The 20,825-nt window shown below is 63.5% G+C and carries 23 protein-coding genes, 6 tRNA genes and 1 riboswitch; of the genes, 6 read left to right on the top strand and 23 right to left on the bottom strand.

The window, feature by feature from the left end; translation table 11 throughout:
- Window positions 1-5: 5 nt before the first annotated feature.
- From lgt to hisI, 8 genes are all read right to left on the bottom strand, one after another.
- On the bottom strand, window positions 6-1,160 hold the full coding sequence (gene lgt, locus ACNQOP_RS00145; RefSeq protein WP_416402877.1) for a prolipoprotein diacylglyceryl transferase: 1,155 nt from the start codon (window positions 1,158-1,160) through the stop codon (window positions 6-8).
- Window positions 1,161-1,181: 21 nt separating this feature from the next.
- On the bottom strand, window positions 1,182-1,994 hold the full coding sequence (gene trpA / locus ACNQOP_RS00140; RefSeq protein WP_235520539.1) for a tryptophan synthase subunit alpha: 813 nt from the start codon (window positions 1,992-1,994) through the stop codon (window positions 1,182-1,184).
- A complete protein-coding gene (gene trpB / locus ACNQOP_RS00135) occupies window positions 1,994-3,370 on the bottom strand; it encodes a tryptophan synthase subunit beta (protein ID WP_416402876.1) in 1,377 nt (458 codons plus the stop codon). The genes trpA and trpB overlap by 1 nt, the downstream gene beginning before the upstream one ends.
- A 114-nt stretch (window positions 3,371-3,484) precedes the next feature.
- Window positions 3,485-4,303: an indole-3-glycerol phosphate synthase TrpC gene (trpC, locus tag ACNQOP_RS00130; protein ID WP_257368330.1), complete on the bottom strand. Its 819-nt coding sequence runs from the start codon at window positions 4,301-4,303 to the stop codon at window positions 3,485-3,487.
- Window positions 4,304-4,305: 2 nt separating this feature from the next.
- A complete protein-coding gene (locus ACNQOP_RS00125) occupies window positions 4,306-4,578 on the bottom strand; it encodes an HGxxPAAW family protein (RefSeq protein ID WP_257368331.1) in 273 nt (90 codons plus the stop codon).
- 82 nt (window positions 4,579-4,660) lie between these two features.
- Complete coding sequence (locus ACNQOP_RS00120; RefSeq protein ID WP_416402873.1) at window positions 4,661-5,245, bottom strand: Trp biosynthesis-associated membrane protein; 585 nt, start codon at window positions 5,243-5,245, stop codon at window positions 4,661-4,663.
- A complete protein-coding gene (locus ACNQOP_RS00115; protein WP_416402871.1) occupies window positions 5,242-6,825 on the bottom strand; it encodes an anthranilate synthase component I in 1,584 nt (527 codons plus the stop codon). The genes ACNQOP_RS00120 and ACNQOP_RS00115 overlap by 4 nt, the downstream gene beginning before the upstream one ends.
- Window positions 6,826-6,883: 58 nt before the next feature.
- Window positions 6,884-7,300 (bottom strand): phosphoribosyl-AMP cyclohydrolase, encoded by a 417-nt coding sequence (gene hisI, locus ACNQOP_RS00110; RefSeq protein ID WP_416402869.1) that lies wholly within the window; start codon window positions 7,298-7,300, stop codon window positions 6,884-6,886.
- Window positions 7,301-7,389: 89 nt separating this feature from the next.
- Between hisI and ACNQOP_RS00105 the strand changes: the two genes are divergently transcribed.
- The gene (locus tag ACNQOP_RS00105) at window positions 7,390-8,034 is read left to right on the top strand and encodes a TIGR03085 family metal-binding protein (RefSeq protein ID WP_235520533.1); all 645 of its coding nucleotides are present in this window, start codon (window positions 7,390-7,392) and stop codon (window positions 8,032-8,034) included.
- Between the two features lie 80 nt (window positions 8,035-8,114).
- Here ACNQOP_RS00105 and hisF read toward each other — a convergent pair whose 3' ends face one another.
- The 15 genes from hisF to ACNQOP_RS00030 all read right to left on the bottom strand — a co-directional run bounded on the left by hisF (window position 8,115) and on the right by ACNQOP_RS00030 (window position 20,007).
- Window positions 8,115-8,891 (bottom strand): imidazole glycerol phosphate synthase subunit HisF, encoded by a 777-nt coding sequence (hisF, locus tag ACNQOP_RS00100; protein WP_235520532.1) that lies wholly within the window; start codon window positions 8,889-8,891, stop codon window positions 8,115-8,117.
- A gap of 45 nt (window positions 8,892-8,936) precedes the next feature.
- Entirely contained in the window at window positions 8,937-9,797 is an 861-nt protein-coding gene (gene hisG / locus ACNQOP_RS00095) for an ATP phosphoribosyltransferase (RefSeq protein ID WP_416402866.1), read from the bottom strand.
- Window positions 9,798-9,879: 82 nt separating this feature from the next.
- Complete coding sequence (locus ACNQOP_RS00090) at window positions 9,880-10,143, bottom strand: phosphoribosyl-ATP diphosphatase (protein ID WP_018778638.1); 264 nt, start codon at window positions 10,141-10,143, stop codon at window positions 9,880-9,882.
- A gap of 104 nt (window positions 10,144-10,247) precedes the next feature.
- The gene (ribH, locus tag ACNQOP_RS00085; RefSeq protein ID WP_257368336.1) at window positions 10,248-10,733 is read right to left on the bottom strand and encodes a 6,7-dimethyl-8-ribityllumazine synthase; all 486 of its coding nucleotides are present in this window, start codon (window positions 10,731-10,733) and stop codon (window positions 10,248-10,250) included.
- An 18-nt stretch (window positions 10,734-10,751) separates the two neighbouring features.
- A complete protein-coding gene (gene ribA / locus ACNQOP_RS00080) occupies window positions 10,752-11,456 on the bottom strand; it encodes a GTP cyclohydrolase II (protein ID WP_416402865.1) in 705 nt (234 codons plus the stop codon).
- Window positions 11,453-12,148 (bottom strand): 3,4-dihydroxy-2-butanone-4-phosphate synthase, encoded by a 696-nt coding sequence (ribB, locus tag ACNQOP_RS00075; RefSeq protein ID WP_235520530.1) that lies wholly within the window; start codon window positions 12,146-12,148, stop codon window positions 11,453-11,455. Before ribB ends, ribA begins: the two co-directional genes overlap by 4 nt.
- Window positions 12,145-12,774 (bottom strand): riboflavin synthase, encoded by a 630-nt coding sequence (locus tag ACNQOP_RS00070; protein WP_235520529.1) that lies wholly within the window; start codon window positions 12,772-12,774, stop codon window positions 12,145-12,147. The genes ribB and ACNQOP_RS00070 overlap by 4 nt, the downstream gene beginning before the upstream one ends.
- On the bottom strand, window positions 12,774-13,889 hold the full coding sequence (gene ribD, locus ACNQOP_RS00065) for a bifunctional diaminohydroxyphosphoribosylaminopyrimidine deaminase/5-amino-6-(5-phosphoribosylamino)uracil reductase RibD (RefSeq protein ID WP_416402864.1): 1,116 nt from the start codon (window positions 13,887-13,889) through the stop codon (window positions 12,774-12,776). Before ribD ends, ACNQOP_RS00070 begins: the two co-directional genes overlap by 1 nt.
- Window positions 13,886-14,578 (bottom strand): nicotinamide riboside transporter PnuC, encoded by a 693-nt coding sequence (pnuC, locus tag ACNQOP_RS00060; protein ID WP_257368338.1) that lies wholly within the window; start codon window positions 14,576-14,578, stop codon window positions 13,886-13,888. Before pnuC ends, ribD begins: the two co-directional genes overlap by 4 nt.
- Window positions 14,579-14,668: 90 nt before the next feature.
- Window positions 14,669-14,823, bottom strand: a riboswitch (FMN riboswitch).
- A 76-nt stretch (window positions 14,824-14,899) separates the two neighbouring features.
- Window positions 14,900-15,571, bottom strand: a complete 672-nt coding sequence (gene rpe / locus ACNQOP_RS00055) for a ribulose-phosphate 3-epimerase (RefSeq protein ID WP_416402862.1) — start codon at window positions 15,569-15,571, stop codon at window positions 14,900-14,902.
- Window positions 15,572-15,645: 74 nt separating this feature from the next.
- Window positions 15,646-17,211 (bottom strand): RsmB/NOP family class I SAM-dependent RNA methyltransferase, encoded by a 1,566-nt coding sequence (locus tag ACNQOP_RS00050; RefSeq protein WP_416402861.1) that lies wholly within the window; start codon window positions 17,209-17,211, stop codon window positions 15,646-15,648.
- Complete coding sequence (gene fmt, locus ACNQOP_RS00045) at window positions 17,208-18,128, bottom strand: methionyl-tRNA formyltransferase (protein WP_416402860.1); 921 nt, start codon at window positions 18,126-18,128, stop codon at window positions 17,208-17,210. The genes ACNQOP_RS00050 and fmt overlap by 4 nt, the downstream gene beginning before the upstream one ends.
- Window positions 18,125-18,697 (bottom strand): peptide deformylase, encoded by a 573-nt coding sequence (gene def / locus ACNQOP_RS00040; RefSeq protein ID WP_257368343.1) that lies wholly within the window; start codon window positions 18,695-18,697, stop codon window positions 18,125-18,127. Before def ends, fmt begins: the two co-directional genes overlap by 4 nt.
- Before the next feature lie 70 nt (window positions 18,698-18,767).
- Window positions 18,768-19,649, bottom strand: a complete 882-nt coding sequence (locus ACNQOP_RS00035) for a cytochrome (protein ID WP_416402857.1) — start codon at window positions 19,647-19,649, stop codon at window positions 18,768-18,770.
- Between the two features lie 286 nt (window positions 19,650-19,935).
- Window positions 19,936-20,007, bottom strand: a tRNA-Val gene (locus tag ACNQOP_RS00030).
- A 249-nt stretch (window positions 20,008-20,256) separates the two neighbouring features.
- Here ACNQOP_RS00030 and ACNQOP_RS00025 point away from each other — a divergent pair.
- From ACNQOP_RS00025 to ACNQOP_RS00005, 5 genes are all read left to right on the top strand, one after another.
- Window positions 20,257-20,329 (top strand) — tRNA-Gly (locus ACNQOP_RS00025).
- 46 nt (window positions 20,330-20,375) lie between these two features.
- Window positions 20,376-20,446, top strand: a tRNA-Cys gene (locus ACNQOP_RS00020).
- Window positions 20,447-20,484: 38 nt separating this feature from the next.
- A tRNA-Val gene (locus tag ACNQOP_RS00015) sits at window positions 20,485-20,559 on the top strand.
- Between the two features lie 57 nt (window positions 20,560-20,616).
- A tRNA-Gly gene (locus tag ACNQOP_RS00010) sits at window positions 20,617-20,689 on the top strand.
- Between the two features lie 25 nt (window positions 20,690-20,714).
- Window positions 20,715-20,789: transfer RNA gene (locus ACNQOP_RS00005), tRNA-Val, on the top strand.
- Window positions 20,790-20,825: the final 36 nt, after the last annotated feature.

The following is a 20,825-nucleotide window of genomic DNA, read 5'->3' as shown; positions in this document are numbered from 1 at the left end:
GGCGACTACTTGGTGTCGTCTGCCTTCGGCGAGGATCCGGGGGCCTTCCTTACGGCAGTTGCGGCAGGTGTCGCATCCGCGGCGGACGTGGTGTCCTTGGCGGCGCGCCCTGCAGCATCCTGCGGCTCGTCAACGTGGCCCGGATCGCTTTGGTTATCACGGAGATTATCACGCGAACCAGTATCTGAGACAGATGCGTCCACATCATGACTGGTGACGCTCGTCACCGCGGCCGGTTCCTTTTCGACGCTTTTTTCCGGCTCCCGGCCCTTCAAATACGGCGAGTCCGGCACCGGACGACCCCGACGTCCGAGGGCGACGAAGATCAGCAGCGCCGCGATGAAGACAAAAATACTGGTCCAGACATTGAGCCTGGTGGTAATGCCAAAGAGGGTGATCTGTTCGGCATCGTCAATCCGGAGGGCTTCGATCCACACCCGGCCGAGGGTGTAGTAGACGGCGTAAAGCCAGAACAGGCGGCCCCAGCGGAATTGGAACTTCTTGTCGAGGAGCAGCAGGATGCCGACGCCAGCGAGGTTCCACAGCAGTTCGTAGAGGAATGTTGGGTGGAACAGGGTGTCCGCAGGCATGCCAGCCGGGAAGTTGGCGTTTGCGGGATCAATCTGGAGACCCCACGGGAGCGTGGTCGGGGCCCCGAAGAGCTCCTGGTTGAACCAATTGCCCAGGCGGCCGATGGCCTGGGCCAGGAGGAGACCGGGAGCTGCAGCGTCCAGGAAGGCCGTGAGTTTCACCCCGGCGCGACGGCAGCCGATCCAAGCACCCACAACACCAAGAATCACGGCACCCCAGATCCCCAAACCGCCCCGTTGGATCTGCGGAATCAAGGAAAGGTCGCCAGTGCCGTCAAAACCAGGGCCGAAGTACGCATCCGGCGACGAGAACACATGGTAGAGGCGGCCACCGATGATACCGAAGGGGATCGCCCAGATGGCAATATCCCACAGGCTTCCCTCCGGAGCACCCCGCCGCTTCCAGCGCACCGACGTCAGCCAGAGGCCAACGATGATGCCCGCAAGGATGCACAGGGCGTACGCGTGGATACGCAGCGTCCCCCACGGCAGCGGAATGTCGAATCCGGACCACGAAGGGCTCGGGATACTCAGGGGGACCATTGCCGCTGCGTGGAGGACGGTCTGCATTCGGTTCGCTGTTTCCTTTTCCTAGGCTTCTGCAGCCGCGCGGCCCAGGCCGGCGCTGAGGTTCTTGGTAAGTTGGCCGACGGCGTCAACTCCGCCGTCGCGCAGTGCCGCCACCAACGCGGTACCGACGATCACACCGTCCGCGTAGGCGGCGATCTCGCGTACGTGATCCGGATTGGAGACTCCGAGACCAACGCATACCCGCTCGGCTCCGGCGGCGTGGGCCCGGGCCACCACGTCCTCGGCACTGCTGCTGACCGAGGTGCGCGTTCCAGTGACACCCATGATCGAGACAGCGTAGACAAAGCCCCGGCTTGCCTTGACAGTCATGTCCAGGCGTTCCGGCGTGGATGAAGGTGCCACAAGGAACACCCGGTCGAGGCCGTACTTGTCGGAGGCTTCGAACCACTCATGTGCCTCGTCCGGGACGAGGTCCGGCGTGATAAGCCCCGCTCCCCCGGCTTCCGCCAGGCGACGCGAGAATTCATCTACGCCCATGCGCATGACGGGGTTCCAGTACGTCATCACCAGGACGGCCGCATCGGTGGCAGCGGTAATGCCGGCCACGACGTCGAAGACGTTGGCAACACGGAATCCGTTGGAAATCGCCTCGGTGGTGGCGGCCTGGATGACCGGGCCGTCCATCACGGGATCAGAGTAAGGGATGCCGATTTCGATCAGGTCGGCGCCGTTGCGGGCCAGGGCGATGCCGGCCTCAATGCTCTCCTGCACGGTCGGGTAGCCCGCCGGAAGGTAGCCTACCAAGGCCGCACGGCCCTCAGCTTTGGCGCGGTCAATGGCTTCAGCCGATTTGCTGGCGAATTGTTCAGTCATTACTTCTGGCCCTCGTTTCCGTCCGCATCAGCTTCGGCGGCCCGTTCGCTGGGCCCCTTCGGCTTACGTGTGGACAGGGTGGTGCCCTTGACATGCCCTTCCTCGTCCAACATGTTGAACCAGGCAGCGGCGGTCTCCACGTCCTTGTCACCACGGCCGGAAAGGTTGACGATCACGGTCACCTCGGACGGGTTGTCCTTGCCCTCGGTGAGCCGGTGGCCAATCTTGATGGCGCCAGCCAAGGCATGCGAGGACTCAATGGCAGGGATGATGCCTTCGGTCCGGCATAGAAGGCTGAACGCGTCCATGGCTTCGGTGTCGGTGATGGCTTCGTAGGTAACGCGCCCGATGTCAGCAAGGTAAGAGTGCTCCGGACCCACGCTGGGGTAATCCAGGCCTGCCGAGATGGAGTGGGACTCGATGGTCTGGCCGTCCTCGTCCTGCATGAGGTAGGACCGGGCACCGTGCAGCACGCCGGGACGTCCCAGGGAGATGGCAGCCGCGTGACGGCCGGTTTCGACGCCTTCTCCGCCTGCTTCAAAGCCATAGATCTTCACGGATGAGTCATCCAGGAAAGCGTGGAACAAGCCGATCGCGTTGGAGCCGCCGCCGATACAGGCAGCAATGGCATCCGGGAGCTTGCCGGTCTGCTCAAGGATCTGGCTGCGGGCCTCTTCACCGATGACTTCATGGAAGTAGCGGACCATGGCAGGGAACGGATGCGCACCGGCAGCGGTACCCAGCAAGTAGTGGGTGTGTTCCACGTTCGAAACCCAGTCACGGAGGGCGTCGTTAATGGCGTCCTTCAACGTCTGGGATCCGTTGGTCACGGGCACCACAGTGGCTCCGAGCAACTGCATGCGGGCCACATTGAGCGCCTGGCGGCGGCAGTCCTCAGCCCCCATGTACACAACGCATTCAAGTCCCAGCAGGGCCGCGGCTGTAGCGCTGGCTACGCCGTGCTGTCCGGCACCCGTCTCTGCGATGACACGGGTCTTGCCCATGCGCTTGGCAAGCAGGGCCTGGCCCAGGACGTTGTTGATCTTGTGGGAGCCCGTGTGGTTGAGGTCCTCGCGCTTCAGGAAGATCCGCGCGCCGCCTGCATGCTCGGAGAAGCGCTTGGCCTCGGTCAGCAGCGACGGGCGGCCGGAGTAGTTCTTGTTGAGGTCCTTCAGCTCCGCGATGAAGTCGGGATCAGCCTTGGCCTTCTCAAAGGTGTCCTGGACTTCATCGAGGGCGGCGATGAGAGACTCGGGCATCCAGCGTCCGCCGTAGCTGCCAAAGTAGGGCCCCGATGCGTTGCGCAGCGAAGGGCCACCTTGCAGGAATGCGTCAGCCACATTCTCTTCTGAGCCGGCTGTTGGCGCGTCGACCATCAGTCTCACCGTCCTGTTCCAGTTAGTTCATTGGGTAGTTCTACTTGCCACAAGGCAGCCGCAGGCACATGCCCGGGCTGCCCTATGACTGTTCGCCGTGATTCAGTGACTGCCTCAGTTCCTGACGGCGATGGCGGCAGCTCCCGCTGCCTTGAATTCAGTAATGCGTTCGCGCGGCGTGGAGTCGCTGACCAGCGCCTCCCCCACCAGGATGGCGTTGGCTCCACCCGCTGCGTAGTGCGATACGTCATCGGCGCCTCTGACACCTGACTCGGCGACAATGACGGACTCAGCCGGAATCAGACCGGCCAGCGATCCGAAAACCGAGCGGTCGACGTCGAGCGTCTTAAGGTTGCGGACGTTGATGCCAATAATCCTGGCCTGTGCCGCAACAGCACGCTCAATTTCTTCCTCGGTGTGCGTTTCCACCAGCACGTTCATGCCAAGCTCGTGGCTCAACGCACTGAACTCTGCGAGTTCGGAGTCGGACAGGGCTGCAACGATGAGCAGGATGAGGTCGGCGCCATGGGCACGGGCTTCCCAAATCTGGTACTCGTCAACGGTAAAGTCCTTGCGCAGCAAGGGTGTCCCGACGGCGGCACGCACGGAATCGAGGTCGGCCAGCGAACCGCCGAAGCGGCGCTGTTCGGTCAGGACGCTGATAACGGAAGCTCCGCCGTCGGCATACTGGACCGCGAGGGACGCCGGGTCCGCAATGGGCGCAAGATCGCCTTTTGAAGGGCTGCGGCGCTTGATTTCAGCGATGACTTTGAGGTCGTTGCGAACAGATGAGGTACCGCCGAGGGCAGCCCACGCATCACGTGCCGGAGCTGCGTCGGCAGCACGTTCCTTCAGCTCCACAAGGGATACGTGACGGCGACGGCCGTCCATGTCCTCCTTGACGCCAACAATGATGTCATCAAGAACGGTCACGGTTAGTGGCCGTTGTTCTGCAGCTTGCTGCCACCAACTCCATAGCCCGCGCGGCGCATTACCAGGCCCACGATGAGGCCAATGACCATGACGACCAGGCCGCCGACGAAGATCGGGGTGCTGGCAATCACGAAAGCGATGGAGGAAACCAGGGCACCAACCAGCATCACAATCACGCAGGTCCAGGCAGCCGGGCTATTACCGTGGCCGATGGCGTCAGCGTGGCTCGCCATCTTGGATTCAGCTTGGTGTGCGGACACTGTGGTTTTGCTCATGTGAAATCTCCTCAGGATGAATACTGCTTACATTCTGCCATTTATTGACGGCGGCCGGGACATCGTCCGACGCCATGACGCGCTACGTGGGATCTTCACCCCGCGAGAGGCTGTCCCAGCTGTCGATCTCGTCCACCGGCCCGTTACCGCCTTGCTGACCGCCGGTACGGGTGTCGTACTTGGTCCGCGACTTCCAGTGGCGCCCGGCAACGGGCAGCACTACAGCGCAGACCGCCAGGAGCGCGCCCGCCACGACAGCCAGGATGGGGAATGCCGTGGTGGTGACACTGGCCTGCCCGCCGGAGATGCCTGTTGCTGCAGCGATGGAACCCTGCGCCGCACCGAGCGGATCCACCGCCACCGTAATGGCGGCCAGGATGATGCCCACTGCGGACAGCCCGATGATTGCGGCAATGACCAGTCGCGCGATCTTCCCGGCGATGGAAGCAGCCAAGCCGCCCGCCAAGGCCACCAGGGCCAATGCCGTCACGGCAGTAGCCGCTTTGTTTCCTTGGACGTGGAGGTTGCTGTTGGATGCTCCGTTAGGGTCCAGCTGGACCTCAACCCAAGTCTGGGTGGTGGCCCCAAAGACCAGGAGTGCGAGCACCGTCATGGCCAGGACCAAGGTTGCCTTTCGCGCCCAACGGGGTGTCGTCGCCGTGCTCATGGTGCGGTTGTCCCGCCGTCGACCTTGTCAGTGTCGAGCACCGAGTCACCGGAGATATTGTGCAGCGAGCCGGCTGTGTGGACGGCCCGCAGGGGTGCTGCTGCCTTGTTCACTGTTTCCAGCGCTTCTGAGGGTTTGTGCGAATCCGCCACGATCCCGCCGCCGGCCTGCACGTAGGCGCGTCCTTCCCGCAGCAGGGCGGAACGGATGGCGATGGCCATATCCATGTCACCGGCAAAGTCCAGGTAGCCTACGACGCCACCGTAGATGCCGCGCCGGTGTGGTTCGAGCTCGTCCAGGAGGCGCAATGCACGCGGCTTGGGGGCGCCGGAGAGCGTACCCGCCGGGAACGTGGCCTTGAGGACGTCGTACGCCTTGGCGTGCGGAGCAAGCTGACCCACCACCGTGGACACCAGGTGCATGATGTGGCTGAACCGCTCCACTTCCATGAACTGCGTGACGTCCACTGTGCCTGCGACGCACACCTTCGAGAGGTCGTTCCGCGAAAGGTCGACCAGCATCAGGTGCTCGGAGCGTTCCTTCTCGTCGGCCAACAGTTCAGCAGCCAGGGCCTTGTCGGCCTCAACTGTCTTGCCACGGGGGCGTGAGCCGGCGATCGGGTGGGTGATGACTTCCTCACCGGTTACCGTCACCAGGGCCTCGGGCGAAGAACCCACAATCGAGTACTCACGGCCGTCGGCATCCTCAAGGCTGAAGAGGTACATGTACGGGCTGGGGTTGGTATTGCGCAGGACCCGGTAGACGTCCAGGGGGTCGGCCGCGCAGTCCATTTCGAAGCGCCGCGAGATCACCACCTGGAAAACTTCACCGTCGACGATCGCTTCCTTGCCGCGATCAATCGCTTCAAGGTACCGGGCTTCGTCCCACCGTTCCTGCACGCTCGAGCCGAAGTCCAAGGCTGCTTTTTCCAGCACTGAGACGGGCTGGGCCACCGGAGTGCTGATCTGGTCAAGCAGCCCCTTCACCCGCGCTACGGCGTCGTGCCAGGCGTCGTCCACGCGCTCGGAGCTGTCATCAAAGTTGATGGCGTTGGCGATCAGGAGGACTGTCCCATCCACGTTGTCGTGGACTGCCATGTCGGTAACGAGGTTCAGGGCCATCTCGGGCAGCTGCAGGTCGTCCTCCGGCGGGGAGGTCAGCCGCTCCCAGTGGCGCACGGCCTCCCAGCCCAGGAAACCAACCAGGCCGGACGTGAACGGAGGCAAGCCGTCAAAACGGTCCGTCTGGAGCGCAGCGATGGTGTCCCGGACGGCTTCAACCGGGTTACCGGTGACCGGCACGCCGACGGGTGGTTCGCCGATCCAGTGGGCCTGGCCATCCTTGGTGGTCAGCGTGGCCCGGGATTTGGACCCAATAAAGGAGTAACGGGACCATGCCCCGCCTACTGCTGCCGATTCCAAAAGGAATGTTCCGGGCTGCCCCTTGGCAAGCTTTCGGTACAAACCAATAGGGGTTTCGGCGTCGGCCAGGACTTTGAGTCGGACGGGTATGACACGGCTGTGGACGGCGAGTTCGCGGAACTCTTCCAGGCCCGGGCTGATGATTCCAAGGTCCTGCATGGCTATTTTCTCCGCCTTTTGGTCTGAGGTGGTGCGTCAGTGGAAAGTGGTGGGTGCCTTAGTCGCGGTGGCCCGTAACGACGCTGAGGTCGCGGCCGTCGAAGCACGTCCGGGTACCGGTGTGGCAGGCTGCGCCGATCTGGTCCACGCGAATCAGGAGGGCATCGCCGTCGCAGTCAAGGGCGACTGACTTCACGAACTGAACGTGTCCGGAAGTGTCGCCCTTGCGCCAGTACTCCTGCCGGGAACGGGAGTAGAAGGTGACGCGTCCGGAGGTCATGGTGCGGTGCAGCGCTTCGTCATCCATCCAACCGAGCATGAGGACCTCGCGGGTGTCGTGCTGCTGGATGATGGCGGCTACCAGGCCAGCGGGATCGCGCTTGAGGGCGCGTGCTATCTCCTGGGGCAAGGGGCCCGTGGGGTCGCTGGAAAGCTCCGCGGCGGGAGAGGGGCTGGGGGCGGACTGCTCTGACATCAGATCAAGTCTAGTGCCTATGGCGGGACCCGGATTCTGCGGCGGTTCCACTGCGCAAGAGCGCCCTGATCGTGCTAGTTTCACAAGTGATGCATTTCGTCGATCCTTCCCGAGAAGTACTGGCCGAGACCCTGCTTGCGGCCGGCCCTGACTCCCCCACGCTCTGCGAAGGGTGGCAGACACGGGATCTTGCTGCGCATTTGTATCTGCGCGAGCGGAAGATCGCCGTAGGACTGGGGCTGTTGATCCCCAGTCTTGGCAAGGCCTCCGAGAAGGCGACATCCACTTTGGCCGCCAAGCTGAAGGACTCTGACGCGTACGCGGAACTTGTGAAGACGTTTCGGGCGGGTCCGCCGGCCCTCTCCCCTTTGAGGATCAAGGCGCTGGATGAGACGTCAAACCTCATCGAATACTTCGTCCACACCGAGGACATCCGCCGCGCCGGTGACCGCTGGGCTCCCCGCGCACTCGACGAAGCCTACTCTGACGCACTTTGGGACGAGCTGATCAAACGCGCCGCCTTCCTTTATCGCGGCGTGGACCTTGGAATCGTCCTGGTCCGGCCCACCGGACCCCGACACGTGGCCAAGCGCGCGCCTGTTTCCGTCGCCATTGTTGGCGACCCCGGCGAACTCCTGATGCACGCCCACGGACGCACCAGCCAGGCCCTGGTCACCTACGAGGGCCAGCCGGACGCCGTCGCGCTTTTGCAGTCAGCGGACATCGGCCTTTAAGCAACAACGCGGGGTCACTTCCGGCCCATCCTCAAGGGGATCATGGGCCGGAAGTGACCCCGCGTTCGTGTCTGGAGAAGCTAGCGGACCTCGAAACCGGCCTCGCGGATGGCGGCTTTCACCTGGGCAATCATGTCGTCCGGGCCGAAGTGGAAGACCGAAGCCGCCAGGACAGCGTCCGCGCCTGCTTCCACCGCAGGCGGGAAGTGTGCGGGTTTTCCCGCGCCGCCGGAAGCGATGATCGGAATGTTCACCGCTGAGCGGACCAAGCGGATCAGTTCGAGATCGAATCCGTCCTTGGTGCCGTCAGCGTCGATGGAGTTGAGCAGGATCTCCCCTACGCCCCGGTCGGCCGCTTCCTTTGCCCAGGCAATCGCGTCGATGCCGGTACCCGTGCGGCCACCGTGGGTGGTGACTTCAAAACCGGACGACGTCGGGACGTCGCCTTCCCGGGTCCGGCGGGCGTCCACGGAGAGCACCAGGACCTGCGAACCGAAGTGCCGGGTGATCTCGTCGATGACGTCGGGCCTGGCCACGGCCGCGGTGTTGATGGAGGCTTTGTCCGCACCAAAGCGCAGGAGCTTGTCCACCTCCGCAACGCCACGGACCCCGCCGCCCACGGTGAGGGGAATGAAGACTTCCTCGGCGGTCCGGCGGACCACGTCAAAGGTGGTCTCGCGGTTGCCCGATGAGGCCGTGACGTCGAGGAACGTGAGTTCGTCTGCTCCGCCATTGTCATAGCGGTGTGCCAGTTCCACGGGATCACCGGCATCCCGGAGGCCTTCGAAGTTGACGCCCTTCACGACGCGACCGGCGTCGACGTCCAGGCAGGGAATGACGCGTACGGCTACAGCCATGTGCTGCTCCTCAATTCTGCTGGGTCTGCTCGATGAATGCGGTGATCAGATCCGGCAGGCGTGGATGCTGCTGACCAGGATGGCGCGGGCCCCGAGGTCGTAGAGCTCGTCCATGATGCGGTTGGTTTCCTTCTTGGGAACCATGGACCGCACCGCAACCCACTCGGAGTCACGCAACGGCGATACCGTGGGCGATTCAAGCCCCGGGGTCAGCGCGGCAGCGTCTTCCACCAGGTCCTTGCGGATGTCGTAGTCCATCAGCACGTACTGGCGTGCCACGAGGACACCCTGCAGGCGGCGGATGAGGATGTCGATTTCCTTGGCGGTCCCGTTGGCGGCACCACCCGAACCGGAGCGGCGGATCAGGACGGCTTCGGACTTCAGGATAGGGTCCCCGAAGATCTCCATGCCGGCAGCTTTGAGGGTGTTGCCCGTTTCAACGACGTCGGCAATGGCGTCGGCGACGCCGAGGCGCACCGACGATTCCACGGCACCATCGAGGCGGACAACCGTGGCGTTTACGCCGCGCTCGGCGAGGTAGTCGCGCAAGAGGCCGTCGTAGCTGGTGGCCAGGCGTTTGCCTTCAAGCTGTTCGACGCCGTTGAAGTCACCGACAGGGCCGGCGAACCGGAAAGTGGAAGGCGCAAAGCCCAAAGGAAGCAATTCTTCGGCTTCGACCTTGGCGTCGAGCAGGAGGTCCCTGCCGGTGATGCCAACGTCCAAGGTTCCCTGGCCGACGTAAACAGCAATGTCGCGGGGACGGAGGAAGAAGAACTCGATGTCATTGTCGGGGTCCACCATGACCAGTTCGCGGGAGTCGCGGCGCTGGCGGTAACCGGCCTCGGACAGCATTGCCGAGGCGGCTTCGGACAGGGATCCCTTGTTGGGGACTGCTACACGGAGCATTGGGGAGACTTTCTTTTGGAATGGAGGTTCAGGCACATCGGCCACGCAGCTGACTCCGCGACTGGGTCGCGGAGTGGCGTGGCTAGAGATGCTTGTAAACGTCTTCCAGGCTGAGGCCCTTGGCGAGCATGAGGACCTGCAGGTGGTACAGCAACTGGGAGATTTCCTCAGCGGCGGCTTCGTCCGATTCGTACTCCGCGGCCATCCACACTTCGGCGGCCTCTTCGACCACTTTCTTGCCGATTCCGTGGATTCCGGAGTCCAGTTCGGCAACCGTGCGCGAACCTGCCGGGCGGGTCGCTGCTTTCTCACTCAGTTCTGCGAACAGCGTCTCGAAATTCTTCACGCCCTCCAGACTACTTGCTCTGAGGCGGCCGCCGCTTGTTGGGGCGTTGCATGACGAAGGGGATGTGAGTGAAGACACACCCACATCCCCTTCAGCCGGCGGTTCTAGCTGAACTGCTTCAGCGTCACTGCCGTTGCGAGGGCAGCAGTTACTGCTTCGTGTCCCTTGTCCTCCTGCGAACCCGGGAGGCCGGCCCGGTCCAGGCCCTGCTGCTCGGTGTCACAGGTGAGGACGCCGAAGCCCACAGGCACTCCGGTGCGGACACTGACGTCGGTAAGTCCCGACGTCGCTGCCTGGCAGACGTAGTCGAAGTGCGGGGTTCCGCCGCGGATGACCACGCCCAGCGCCACTACAGCGTCAAAGTGCGGAGCGAGCCTGGCCGCTGCGACGGGAAGCTCGAAACTGCCCGGAACGCGCACCAGGGTGGGCTCTGCGATGCCGGCTTCCTTGGCGGCGCGGAGGGCACCGTCCACCAGGCCGTCCATGATCTGGGTGTGCCAGCTGGCCGCGACAATGGCGAGCCTGAGCTGCGAGGTTTCCTCGGGGTTGAGGGTGGTGAGGTCGATAGTGGGCGCGCCGTGTCCGCTCATGGTGTTCCGTGGATCCGTTCAGTCGTGGTTCTTGTCAATGGGGCGTGCTGCCGGGGTTTTACCGTTGCTGACGGGCTCTACATCAAGGGCCAGCATGTGGTCCATCCGGTCTTTCTTGGTCTGCAGGTACCGCAGGTTCTGTTCGCGGGATGGAACCTCGGTGGGAACCATCTCCACAACTGACACTCCGGCCTGGGCAAGGCGGTTTTGCTTGTCGGGGTTGTTGCTCAGCAAGCGGACCTCGTGCAGGCCCATCTCGGCCAGGATCTGGCCTGCCGCACTGTAGGAGCGTGCATCCACCGGGAGGCCGAGCTGCTCGTTGGCCTCGACGGTATCGAAACCGGCTTCCTGAAGGGCATAGGCCTTGATCTTGTTGGCCAGCCCAATCCCGCGGCCTTCCTGCCCGCGCAGGTACAGCAGGGTTCCACCCTCGGCGTGGATGAGCTCCAAAGCGAAGGCGAGTTGCTCACCGCAGTCGCAACGGTAGGATCCGAACACGTCTCCGGTGAGGCACTCGGAATGAAGGCGCACCAGGGGCGCCTTGCCGCCCTTGGGCGGGTTCGGTGAGCTCACGGCCAGGTGTTCATGACCCGTCTCATGATCGGTCCAGGCCTGGGCGATGAACTCGCCGAAAGCCGTAGGCAGCTGCACGATTGGCCCGCCGCTTACAGAAGGCGGAACGGGGTCCGTGTGGTCGCTGCTGCGTGTTGTCGATGCGGTCATCGCTTCTCCTCGTCTGCCTGTGAATGATGTGCCGTGCCGGACTCCGCCTTCCCAACATATGACACCAGGTCCTCAATGGAGATGAGGGGGCATCCATGTTCGGAGGCGAAGTCGCGCAAGCTGTCCAAGCGCATCATTTCACCGTCGTCATGTACCAACTCTGCGATCACACCCACCGGGGCAAGCCCGGCGAGACGACATAAGTCCACGGCAGCTTCCGTATGTCCCGGACGTTCACGCACTCCTCCCTTAACGGCCCGCAGCGGGAAAATATGCCCGGGCCGGGTGATGGAGGCCGGGGAACTGCCCGGGTCAGCCAGGATCCTGGCGGTAAGGGCGCGGTCGGTCGCCGAAATGCCCGTGCTGACACCGATGGCGGCGTCACACGAAACGGTGTAGGCGGTGCCTTTGGCGTCTTCGTTGATTTCCACCATGGGCGGCAGGATCAAGGCATCAGCCCGTTCGCCTTCCAAGGGGACGCAAATGACGCCCGACGAATACCTGATGGTCCAGCCCATCAGCGCTGGCGTGGCGTGTTGGGCAGCGAAGATGATGTCGCCCTCGTTCTCGCGGTCTTCGTTGTCCACCACAATGACCGCCTTGCCTGCGGCCATGGCAGCGACAGCGGCCTCCACCGGATCGAGGCCGGTACGACGGTTCGCCGGGGTTTCGGAGTGCGTGGGGACGCTCATCGCGCACTCCCCTGCTGGGGCGCGAAAGACAACAGGCGTTCGGTGTACTTGGCGAGCACGTCCACTTCGAGGTTGACGCGGCCACCCACGGGCTTGGCCCCCAGTCCGGTCTCCTCCAACGTGGTGGGGATGAGTCCCACCTCGAACCATGGCGCGGTCTCTGCCGCCGCGCTGACGGCGGTCACCGTCAGTGAAACACCGTCGACGGCGATCGACCCCTTCTCCGCAATGTACCGTGCCAGCGGGGCAGGTACGCCGAAGCGGAGGCGGTCCCAGTTGCCCAGTGCTTCACGTTCGACGAGCTCGCCCACCCCATCCACATGGCCTTGCACCACATGGCCGTCGAGGCGGCCGCCGGCGGGAACGCAGCGTTCCAGGTTGACCGTGTCTCCCGGTGCCAGCTCACCAATGGTGGTGCGGACGAGGGTCTCGCCCATGACGTCGACGCTGAAATCCTGGCCGTCAATCCGGGTGGCGGTCAGGCACACCCCGTTGACGGCAATGGAACCGCCCAAGGCGAGGCCGTCGGTGGTGGTGGGTGCCTTCAAGCGAAGGGTCGCGCTGGCATCGCCTTCATGCTCAATGCCCAGCACAGTGCCTTGTTCGGCAACGATTCCGGTAAACATCAGTGTCCTCCTGTGACATATTCCGCAGCTTCCCTGCGCGGAACTGAATTCTTGGTGTTGACGGCCCGGGTGGGCCGCAGGTGAAGGCGAAGATCATTGCCCAGGGTTCGGACGGCTCCGCCGCCGGCGTCGTCCCACGACCACTGCTGGGCGTCGGCCAAGGTGGTGATCCCCAGGTCATTCAGCGCGGCCGTTCCGGAACCCAGAAGTGTCGGCGCAAGGTAGATGATCAATTCATCCACCAGGCCGGCAGCCAGGAAGGTGCTGAGGATGCTCGAGCCACCCTCCACCATCACGTGCCGGGCGCCGTCAGCGAAGAGCCGGTCAAGGGCCTCGGCTGGATCCCTGGTGGGCAGGTGCACGAATCGTCCGTCGCTTCCCCGTACTGCGGCGTCCTCGGGAACATCCCTCAGTCCCATGACTGCCCGCAAAGGCTGGTGCTGCGACAACTCCCCGTCCGGTGTGCGCGCCGTGAGCCGCGGGTTATCAATCAGCACCGTTCCGGTGCCCACCAGGATCGCGTCAATCAACTCCCGGAGGCCGTGGTTGTCCGCCAGTGATTCGGGGCTGGAGATCCATTGGCTGGTGCCGTCCACGGCGGCGATCCGGCTGTCCAGGGTCTGCGCAATATGCAAGGTGACGAAGGGACGCTTGGCGGCAACGGCGTCGAACCATTCGCGGTTCAGGTCCCGCGCCCGCTCGGCCGCCAGACCTGAGTGGACCTCAACGCCGGCGGCGCGCAACGTCCGGGCGCCGCCCGCGGCGGGGTCGTGGGGATCGTCGACGGCGTAAATCACCTTGGCGATTCCGGCGGCGATGATGGCCTGCGCGCAGGGGCCGGTGCGGCCTTCGTGGTTACACGGCTCGAGGGTCACCACCATGGTGGTTCCGGCCGTGTCGATGCCCTGCCGGCGGGCTTCGGAGATGGCGTCGGCTTCGGCATGTGCCGTCCCGGCGCCACGATGGTAGCCGGTAGCCAGGTGCTCACCTTCCGGGCTGAGGATCACTGCACCCACCAGCGGGTTCGCTCCCCTTGGGCCGCGAAGCGCGGCGGCCAGTGCGGCCTCCATGGCCTGCTGCCCGGCGGCGTTTTCGAGCATGTCCATGTGGTTCATCGGGCCGCTCCCACCGGGGCAGCCCCGGGTTGAAGGAGTGTCCGTTCGCGCTTCTCGGCACGCCACCACACGAAGAATCCGGTAAGGGTGAAGAATCCGTAAAAGAGGTACATGACCGCGCTGGCGTAGTAACCGGCACTAAACAGAAGCGGTACGCCCACGATGTCCACGGCCACCCAGATAAGCCAGAATTCGGTCCACCCCTTGGCCATGCCGTAGGTAGCCAGCAGCGAGCCCATGAAGGTCCACGCGTCGGCCCACACCGGCGGGTAGGAACCCAGGGAATCGAACAGCGGTGTCAGGGCCGCGGTTCCGGCGATCATCGCGGCCACCAGAGAGAGGCGGACCTTGTTGCTGGCCCACCCGGGAACTACGGCACGCCCCATGCTGCTGGACTGCCGACCCTGCCTCCACCGCTGCCAGCCGTAGATGGCCACGGCAATGAACATGATTTGACGCCCCGCCTGTCCCCACAAGGTCGCGGGCGCAGCGGCACCAAAGACATTGCCCAGGAAGACCGTCAGCAAAAGAAGGTTGCCGATAATGCCGATCGGCCAGGCCCAGACTTTCCGGCGCATTCCGCCGAGGGCGCTGAGCAACCCAAAGATGTTTCCAAGCACTTCGCGTAAGACAAGAGCAGATCCTCCAACGGGGATCTGAGCTTCGAAGAGCCATCGCAGTAAGTCCATGCCGTTCCTTCCCAGTAAGCCGCGATGACTCCGGGGGTGTACGACAGCGCAATGCCGGGCGTTCACTGATGGAACGCCCAAGGCATGACTGTACGTGCTTCTCCCATCCAGACTTTAACTGTCGGTACCGGAATTTCACCGATTCAACCGTTCGCCTCCAAGGCCCAACAATCTGGGCCGTGACGGCTTGCGGGTCGCGGACTATAACCGCCGGTTCGGACTTACACCGACCCCGGAGCACGTATGTGTGTTGTTATTCTGCCACAACTACAAAGAATCCCAGGCTATTCCCAGCCATCTTCGTAACATCCGTGACAGGTGTCAGATGCTCACTGCAGCGGCCTGGCCGGCAGCCCGGAGACGGTCAATGGCTTCCGCCGGATCCTGATGTCCGTAGACGGCGGATCCCGCTACGAAGACGTTCGCGCCGGCTTCAGCCGCGCGGACGATGGTCTCTTCGGTGATTCCGCCATCCACCTGGATGGCCACGCCAACCCCCGATCCCTCAATCGCCGCCCTGGCGCGCCGGATCTTGGGCAACGTGATGTCGAGGAACGACTGACCCCCAAATCCCGGCTCCACCGTCATGATCAACAGCATGTCCAGCTCACTGAGCATGTCCAGATAAGGCTCCACCGGGGTGGCCGGGCGCAACGCCATCCCCGCCTTCGCCCCGCGGGCGCGCAGCTCGCGCGCCAGCTTGACCGGTGCCATCGCCGCTTCTGCGTGGAAAGTCACTGAGGCGACGCCTGCATCAGCGTAGGCAGGGGCCCAGCGGTCGGCGTCGGAGATCATGAGGTGGGCATCCAGCGGAACCGGGCTGACTGCCTGGATCCTCTCAACCACGGGCAAACCCAGAGTCAGGTTGGGCACGAAATGGTTGTCCATGACGTCGACATGAACGGCGTCGGCGTTGCTGATGCGCTTCAGCTCCGACTCAAGGTTGACGAAGTCCGCGGACAGGATGCTCGGGTTGATACAGCACTGGGACAAGGCAGGCCCTTCGGGTAGATGGTGAACGGGCTGCCGCAACGGACACATCGTCCGTTGCGGCTGCAGGTATGTGACTAGGCTTTCTTGCGGATAACCGCCATGAACATCGCGTCCGTCTGGTGGATATGCGGCCACAGTTGGGCCGTCTGCTCGTGGCCGGCACCGAGGCTGCCGGTGAGGCTGACATGGTCGAGTGCCAGTCCGGCGTCGAGCAGTTCAAGATCCTCCCGCTTGCCCAGCACATCGCCCACAACAGCGGTTGTTTCCGCCGGGTGCGGCGAGCATGTCACATAAGCCACCACACCGCCGGGCCTGACCGCGTCAATTGCCGACTTTAAGAGGTCGCGCTGCAGTGGGCCGAGGTCGCCGATGTCCTTCGGTGAGCGGCGCCAGCGCGATTCCGGCCGCCGTCGCAGAGCTCCCAATCCGCTGCAAGGGACGTCCACCAGTACACGGTCGAAGGCCTCGGGCTGCTCCGTACCAACCTCCCGCCCATCGCCGGTCCGCACAGTCCAGCTCTCAGCGGGGACAGCTGATAGCGCTTGTTGGACAAGCTTCGCGCGGTGCGGTGCGGGTTCATTAGCCAGAAGGGTGGCCCCGTCACGATGGGCCAAGGCGGCAAGCAGCGCAGCTTTGCCTCCGGGTCCGGCACACAAGTCCAGCCACCGTTCCCCGTCCTGCGAAGCACCGTCGAGGTCTACGCCGGCCAAGGCGCGGGCAACCAACTGCGAGCCGACGTCCTGGACCCGGGTGGTGCCGCGGCGGACAGACTCGAAACGGCCCAGGTCGCCACCGGCCGAGAGGGCAGAACCTTCCACCAGCTCGCCTGCAGTGGCACCGTTTTCAAACGCTTCGTCCAGGTCTCCCAGTCCGGGCAGCGCCACCAAATTGACCACGGGCGCCGCATTGTCGGCCTCAAGGAGTGCGTCAATCTCGGACTTTGGACGTCCATGGTTCACCAAGGACTGGCGCAGCGCACGCACAATCCACTCCGGGTGTGCATGGCGCAGGGCGGCGATCCGCGTCTCATCCGTTTCCTGGTCGAGGAGCGTATCCAGCCACTCATCCCAAGTGTGTGCCGTGACCTTGCGGAGCACGGCATTGATAAGCGCCGACGGACCGGCACCGATGACCGCACGGGCCAAACCAACTGTCTGGTCCAGAGCTGCGTGGGCAGGCACCCGCATGGACAACAGTTGGTGCGCGCCAATTCGCAACGCGTCCAGGATGGCCGGATCAAGCTGTTCTAATGGCCGGTCCACGCAGCGGGCCAGGATGGCGTCATACGTACCCTGGCCTCGTAGCGCCCCGTAGCTTAGCTCGGTAGCGAAACCGGCATCACGCCGATCCAGGCGGTGCTCGCGGATACGGGCAGGGAGGACAAGATTCGCATAGGCGTCCTCGGAAGCAACAGCTCGAAGGACTTCGAATGCCACCAGGCGGGCGGGATCAGCGCGGCGCGTGCGCTGCGCAGGAGCACTGGTGGAGAACCCGCGCTGCGGGCCCCTGTTCCGCTCCCTGCCCTGGGCATTGCGCTTACTCCCCTGCCCACCCCGGTTGCCGTGCCCTCCACGGTCGCTTTGTCCGCCACCGTCCCGGCTCCCGCTGTTGTTGGGGCCTCGCCGGCCGGACTCGCTCATTCGAATACCACTCTCTCAGGTGCTGCCAAGCCGCGGGCCCAATCGGCCGGCGACATCATTTTCTTACCGGCCGGCTGAATGCGGCCAAGCTGGACGGCGTGGGATCCGGTTCCCACCAGTACTGATTGGGCTTCCACACGGATGGTTCCCGGCGCAAGGTCCTTCACGTCGGGCCTTGGCAGCACCGGTTCAAGTTTGACCCGCTGGCCGTCCAAGGTGGTCCAGGCCCCCGGTTCCGGTGTGACACCCCTGGCCCTTCGATTGAGGGCAAGGGCGGGCTGGCTCCAGTCCAGACGCCCATCATCCAATGTCAGTTTGGGAGCCAACGACACTTCACCGGTCTGCGGTTGGGCCACGGCCTGCCCGGCTTCAATCGCGGAAAGCGTCTGGCTGAGCAATACGGCACCGCTCACGGAGAGCCGGTCCAAAAGGTCGCCGGCGGTGTCTTCCGGGCGGACGGTTTCAGTGAGCGTCCCGAAGACGGGGCCGGTATCCAGCCCTTCCTCGAGTTGGAATGTCGCCGCCCCGGTGATGTCGTCGCCGGCAATGATGGAACGCTGTACAGGTGCAGCACCGCGCCACGCAGGCAGCAAGGAGAAGTGCAGGTTTATCCAACCGTGGGTGGGTACGCCCAACGCTGCGCGCGGGACGATTCCACCGTAGGCCACAATGGCGGCCACATCGGGAGAAAATTCCGCGATGCGGGCCGTTGTATCTGCGTCTACCTTCGCCGCCTTGATGACGTCCAGTCCCAGTTCCGCGGCACGGGCCGCCACCGGTGATGGAGTCAGGATGCGTTTGCGGCCCACCGGCGCGTCGGGTCGCGTCAGGACTGCCACGACATCGAACCCGGCTTTGACAAGTGAATCCAATGACGGGACGGCTACAGCGGGCGTGCCCGCGAAAAGAACCCTCACTCGGAAACCCCGAAGCTGCCGCCACCAAAACTGGAACCAACCGAGTTGGCACGCTTGGACGTGGTTTGCTCCGTGATGGCGTGGTAGTTGGCGTTACGGATGGCCCTGAGGGCCGCTTTCCGGTCTTCGCCCTCCAGCCGGTCGGTGTACAAGATACCGTCCAGGTGATCGGTTTCATGCTGGAAGCACCGGGCCAACATACCTTCGGCTTCCACCGAAACGGGGTTGCCATTCAGGTCCACGCCGGTTGCCCGGGTGGTCCGGTACCGACGCACCGGGAAGCCCAAACCGGGGATGGAGAGGCACCCTTCAACTTCGTCGGGCTGGAAATCCTCGCTGTTTTCCAGGACGGGGTTGATGATGTGGCCCTCCACGCCACCGATGCGGTACGTGAAAACGCGCTGACTAACGCCAACCTGGGGTGCGGCCAGGCCTGCGCCCTCAACATCCTCCATGGTTTCGGTCATGTCTGCTACCAGCTTGGCGAGCTCCGGACCGAATTCAGTAACGGGATCAGCTACGGTGCGCAACACCGGATCCCCAATGATTCGGATACTCATAATTGCCATGTGCTGTCAGTCCTCACGTTCGTCAAACCCGGCTCCGGGTGATGCGGAGCCTAAGCCAGTTTAGTTGAGGTCACCGTGCCGCTGCTGTTTCCTGCCCTGCTCCGGCCGTCGCGAACACAGGCGGGGCGACGGGCAGCAATGCCTGTCCGGCGGCAGCAACTTCCGCCGACATCTCCCACACCCGGCGCAAAGCGCAGAACTTCCACCAGTGGTGCTTGAGAATCTCAGGGTTGGCCCGTTGCGGCCGCACTTCAGTTTCGCCCACTGCGACAGCGAGCAACATGGGATTGTCACCATACTTCCAGGGCTCCCATTGTCCGGTCACGGGGTCCACCAGGCTTTCTTCGGCCTTCATTCCGGCCGTGAGCTGCATGACCACCTTGTCGTCAAGGGCTTTGACAGTCCCATCACGGGTTGTCCCCTTGGTCTTGTAGTCGATGAGGCAAATGCGCCCATTGATCCGGGCAACAAGGTCCAGAGTCCCCGCGTAGCCCACGGTCGAGTTCCATACCGTAATCTCGGGAGCCAGCGGCTCCACCTGGTAGAGGTCCCACCACTCGTCGAACCGGGCCGCGAAGGCCTGCTCTCCGTGTGCTGCCAGGTCTTCCCGGCATTCCTCCATGCGATGCGGCCGCCCCATCGCCCTCAACGCCACCTGCTCGCAGTATGTATGCACCCTGTCACCGCGGGCAGCGGCCTGGTCGCGGTAAAGCTCTGCAGACTTCGATGCTTTGTTGATCGCTTGCCGGATTTTGGCCGGACTTCCGAGTATGGCGGGAAGCTCAGGGTCGGCAGCCAGGCTGCTTGCGCCCATGTAACTGAACCATCCGTCCAAGGTGTGGGCCTGTTGGCCGATCACTGTGGTGATGGATGGCACGGAGAATTGCGCGGTGGTTGAGCGGGCGTACATCCGGCCATAGTCAGTAGCGTGGGCAAGCAGTGGAGCAGTCATATAAAGACTGTGTCATAAAGGACCGACATTCTCCGAGGGGAAGAGAATGGCGAGCTGCTCCGGCGGCAGTCGCCGGAGCTTTGCGGCAAGGATCGGGGCAGTCAGGGCCAGGTCGCCCAGGCATAGGGAAGACTCTGGATCTGGGTGGGACTCATCGGGTACTTCTTGTATGCGCACGTTGGGGAAGTGCTTCCGGCGCGTATTTCGTGACGCAGCTGGCCGGACTAGAAAGAAACCCAAGACAGAAAGAAACCCCCCGGACAAAAGTCCAGGGGGTTTCTCTTAGTGGGCGATACTGGGTTCGAACCAGTGACCTCTTCGGTGTGAACGAAGCGCGCTACCACTGCGCCAATCGCCCGGGTGCATAGAAAACACTAACGGACCAGCGCCGGAATGCAAAACGGGCCCGGCATTCGCCGCCCCACCCTAACTACAGCCGTGGAATTACAGCAGTGAAACTCGCCAGGATCCGCGTAGTTGCAGGGATCCGGCCACCTCCGAACCCGAAAGCGAGCAACCGATTTGGAGTTTGCAGGAACCTCCTATAGAGTTTTTACTCGTCGGAAAGCGACGGAATGCCTGAAGGGCTGCCCGCCGAAACGACACTGCGGACGTAGCTCAGCTGGTAGAGCACCACCTTGCCAAGGTGGATGTCGCGAGTTCGAATCTCGTCGTCCGCTCGCAAGGCACTGTCAAGGCAAGAATTCCCCGGAATCCTGCTTACACGGTGGGTTGGCCGAGAGGCGAGGCAGCGGCCTGCAAAGCCGTATACACGGGTTCGAATCCCGTACCCACCTCGGTGAAAACCATGTCTTCCGGCTTTTGTCGGATGCATGGGCGATTGGCGCAGCGGTAGCGCGCTTCCCTGACACGGAAGAGGTCACTGGTTCGATCCCAGTATCGCCCACCAGAACAAGGCAACTTGTTTGTTGTTGAAAGCCACGCATCAGCATGGCAGGCAACATGTGCGGACGTAGCTCAGCTGGTAGAGCACCACCTTGCCAAGGTGGATGTCGCGAGTTCGAATCTCGTCGTCCGCTCTCCTTCTATGAAGGACCCGGTAACGGGCGATTGGCGCAGCGGTAGCGCGCTTCCCTGACACGGAAGAGGTCACTGGTTCGATCCCAGTATCGCCCACCAGAACAAGGCAACTTGTTTGTTGTTGAAAGCCACGCA

It is taken from the genome of Arthrobacter sp. LFS091 (assembly GCF_047977885.1).
Classification (GTDB): domain Bacteria; phylum Actinomycetota; class Actinomycetes; order Actinomycetales; family Micrococcaceae; genus Arthrobacter.
This window is presented reverse-complemented; position numbering and strand designations above follow the sequence as displayed.

What these genes read in the sequence shown, in the direction of transcription:
- hisI (WP_416402869.1), bottom strand. Translation starts at nt 7,300, where the DNA reads ATGTCAGAGCAGTCCGCCCCCAGCCCCTCTCCCGCCGCGGAGCTTTCC.
- hisG (WP_416402866.1), bottom strand. Translation starts at nt 9,797, where the DNA reads ATGCTCCGTGTAGCAGTCCCCAACAAGGGATCCCTGTCCGAAGCCGCC.
- trpB (WP_416402876.1), bottom strand. Translation starts at nt 3,370, where the DNA reads ATGGTCGACGCGCCAACAGCCGGCTCAGAAGAGAATGTGGCTGACGCA.
- ACNQOP_RS00125 (WP_257368331.1), bottom strand. Translation starts at nt 4,578, where the DNA reads ATGAGCAAAACCACAGTGTCCGCACACCAAGCTGAATCCAAGATGGCG.
- ACNQOP_RS00120 (WP_416402873.1), bottom strand. Translation starts at nt 5,245, where the DNA reads ATGAGCACGGCGACGACACCCCGTTGGGCGCGAAAGGCAACCTTGGTC.
- def (WP_257368343.1), bottom strand. Translation starts at nt 18,697, where the DNA reads ATGGCAATTATGAGTATCCGAATCATTGGGGATCCGGTGTTGCGCACC.
- trpA (WP_235520539.1), bottom strand. Translation starts at nt 1,994, where the DNA reads ATGACTGAACAATTCGCCAGCAAATCGGCTGAAGCCATTGACCGCGCC.
- ribD (WP_416402864.1), bottom strand. Translation starts at nt 13,889, where the DNA reads ATGAACCACATGGACATGCTCGAAAACGCCGCCGGGCAGCAGGCCATG.
- ACNQOP_RS00050 (WP_416402861.1), bottom strand. Translation starts at nt 17,211, where the DNA reads ATGAGCGAGTCCGGCCGGCGAGGCCCCAACAACAGCGGGAGCCGGGAC.
- ACNQOP_RS00105 (WP_235520533.1), top strand. Translation starts at nt 7,390, where the DNA reads ATGCATTTCGTCGATCCTTCCCGAGAAGTACTGGCCGAGACCCTGCTT.
- ribA (WP_416402865.1), bottom strand. Translation starts at nt 11,456, where the DNA reads ATGACCGCATCGACAACACGCAGCAGCGACCACACGGACCCCGTTCCG.
- ribB (WP_235520530.1), bottom strand. Translation starts at nt 12,148, where the DNA reads ATGAGCGTCCCCACGCACTCCGAAACCCCGGCGAACCGTCGTACCGGC.
- lgt (WP_416402877.1), bottom strand. Translation starts at nt 1,160, where the DNA reads ATGCAGACCGTCCTCCACGCAGCGGCAATGGTCCCCCTGAGTATCCCG.
- pnuC (WP_257368338.1), bottom strand. Translation starts at nt 14,578, where the DNA reads ATGGACTTACTGCGATGGCTCTTCGAAGCTCAGATCCCCGTTGGAGGA.
- ACNQOP_RS00115 (WP_416402871.1), bottom strand. Translation starts at nt 6,825, where the DNA reads ATGCAGGACCTTGGAATCATCAGCCCGGGCCTGGAAGAGTTCCGCGAA.
- hisF (WP_235520532.1), bottom strand. Translation starts at nt 8,891, where the DNA reads ATGGCTGTAGCCGTACGCGTCATTCCCTGCCTGGACGTCGACGCCGGT.
- ACNQOP_RS00035 (WP_416402857.1), bottom strand. Translation starts at nt 19,649, where the DNA reads ATGACTGCTCCACTGCTTGCCCACGCTACTGACTATGGCCGGATGTAC.
- ribH (WP_257368336.1), bottom strand. Translation starts at nt 10,733, where the DNA reads ATGAGCGGACACGGCGCGCCCACTATCGACCTCACCACCCTCAACCCC.
- ACNQOP_RS00070 (WP_235520529.1), bottom strand. Translation starts at nt 12,774, where the DNA reads ATGTTTACCGGAATCGTTGCCGAACAAGGCACTGTGCTGGGCATTGAG.